Source organism: Shewanella sp. 11B5, assembly GCF_002836795.1.
Classification (GTDB): domain Bacteria; phylum Pseudomonadota; class Gammaproteobacteria; order Enterobacterales; family Shewanellaceae; genus Shewanella; species Shewanella frigidimarina.
On sequence record NZ_PJAP01000783.1, the window covers coordinates 1 to 1,757 of the forward strand.

A 1,757-nucleotide genomic window follows, 5' to 3' on the forward strand; every position below is an offset into this window, starting at 1 on the left:
AAAAACACGCATGGGTAGACGAAACCGTTTATGCGGGTAATCAAGACGGTAAAGACATTAACTTTACCCCTGGTACGCTCGAGTACTGCAATCAACATAATATACAAATTCAGGCGTGGGGCAGCTTATGCCAAGGGATTTACAGTGGCATCGCAACAACGGAACAGTCTACAGCCGTGCAGCAAACCAGCCAGCTTGTTGCTACGTTAGCCGCTGAATATCACACTAGCCCAGAAGCCGTGTTATTAAGTTGGTTAATGCAGCATCCTAGCCAAATTCAACCTGTTATTGGCACCACCAACCTAGAGCGTATTAAGGCTTGTGCAAAAGCCACTAACGTCTCGTTAAGCCGTGAGCACTGGTATGCATTGTATGTCAGCGCTAAAGGACATGAGTTACCTTAAACACTACGACAACATGTTTGATCAATACCCGAGCATTTATCGATGCCATTCAATTAAAGGATTCTAAGACAATATGAACAAGACAACATGGGCACTATTGAGTGCAGCATTGGTGTTAAGTGGATGTCAGCAGGCAGAAACAGAAGTGGTAGCGTCGGCCGTTCAGCCTTTGCCACAACCAAGCGTACAAGCTGATATATACCAAGATTACTTACATCGTGATGTTCGGGACGATATTTTCTATTTTGTATTGCCAGACCGTTTTTATAACGGCGATAGCAGTAATGACAACGGCTCAACCTCTAAACCAATTTCAGCGGGTGGCTTTGATACTAGCAGTAGTCGCGGTTTTCATGGCGGTGATATTTTAGGCATTGAACAAAAGTTAGATTATCTACAAAACCTTGGTATTACTGCGATTTGGATGACGCCATTATTGCGAAATAAAGCCATTCAATCAGATGGCATTGCGCATCATGGTTATTGGATTGTCGACTTTACCGAAATAGACCCGCATTTTGGCTCTAACGCAGACTTAAAGCAGCTTATAGACTCTGCACATCAACGCGGTATAAAAGTCTTTTTTGATATTATTACTAACCACACTGCCGATGTCATCAAGTATCAAGAGTGTCATCAAGCGTCGGGTGAGTTTATTGCGCCGCAAACCCATTGCGAATACAAGTCGTTAGCTCAAGTGGAAAAGGGCGACAGTTACACGCCGTTTGTGCCTCAAGATCAAGCGAGAGTAAAAGTGCCTAATTGGTTAAATGACCCACGTTTTTATCACAATCAAGGTGATAGCACATTTAAAGGTGAAAGCTCGTTAAATGGCGACTTTAGTGGCTTAGATGATCTTAATACCGCAGATCCTGAAGTGGTATCTGGCATGGTTGATATTTACCAAAATCTGATTAAAGAATTTAAGCCAGATGGATTTAGGATCGACACAGTTAAACATGTGGACTTGTCATTTTGGCAAACGTTTAGCCCTGAAATCGTTAACTTTGCCAAGGCGCAAGGCATTCCTCAGTTTCATGTGTTTGGTGAAGTGTACGATACCAACCCTAACAACCTCAGTGTTTTTACCACCCAAGGCAAGTTACCTTCGGTATTGGACTTTGCGTTTCAACAAACTGCGGCAGATATTTTTTATCGCGGCAAGAGTCCTGTATTAGCCCAGCAATTATTTGCCCAAGATTCGTTATATCAAGATGACGACAGCCAGGCTGATTTATTGATGACTTTTTTAGGTAATCATGACATGGGCCGCACTGGTTATTTTATCAATCAAGCCTATCCTGATGTGAGCTCAGCCGATAAATTGCAACGCAGTATTTTGTCTCATGCGTT

Annotated in this window: 2 protein-coding genes; both read left to right on the plus strand. The window is 42.8% G+C overall.

The window, feature by feature from the left end; genetic code table 11:
• A partial coding sequence (locus CXF78_RS16400) for an aldo/keto reductase (protein ID WP_180957190.1) occupies positions 1 to 404 on the plus strand: 404 nt, incomplete at its 5' end.
• A gap of 73 nt (positions 405 to 477) precedes the next feature.
• The coding region (locus CXF78_RS16405) for an alpha-amylase family glycosyl hydrolase (RefSeq protein ID WP_102037378.1) at positions 478 to 1,757 on the plus strand (1,280 nt) is incomplete at its 3' end.